Here is a 447-nt window from a genome sequence, read left to right as displayed (position 1 = left end):
GAGCGCAACCCTTGATCTTAGTTGCCATCATTAAGTTGGGCACTCTAAGGTGACTGCCGGTGACAAACCGGAGGAAGGTGGGGATGACGTCAAATCATCATGCCCCTTATGCCCTGGGCTACACACGTGCTACAATGGACGGTACAAAGAGCTGCAAGACCGCGAGGTGGAGCTAATCTCATAAAACCGTGCTCAGTTCGGAGTGTAGGCTGCAACTCGCCTACATGAAGCTGGAATCGCTAGTAATCGCGGATCAGCATGCCGCGGTGAATACGTTCCCGGGCCTTGTACACACCGCCCGTCACACCACGAGAGTTTGTAACACCCGAAGTCGGGGGGGTAACCTTTTTGGAGCCAGCCGCCTAAGGTGGGACAGATGATTGGGGTGAAGTCGTAACAAGGTAGCCGTATCGGAAGGTGCGGCTGGATCACCTCCTTTCTATGGAG

The 447-nt window shown here is 54.6% G+C and carries 1 rRNA gene; it reads left to right on the top strand.

The annotated features are described in order from the left end of the window. A 16S ribosomal RNA gene (locus MR107_RS30405) occupies positions 1-439 on the top strand; the annotation flags it as partial. Positions 440-447: the final 8 nt, after the last annotated feature.

Source organism: Bacillus cereus group sp. BfR-BA-01441 (assembly GCF_022663075.1).
Taxonomy (GTDB): Bacteria; Bacillota; Bacilli; order Bacillales; family Bacillaceae_G; genus Bacillus_A; species Bacillus_A cereus.
The sequence above is the reverse complement of the archived record's forward strand: the minus strand, read 5'-3'. Positions and strand labels throughout refer to the sequence as shown.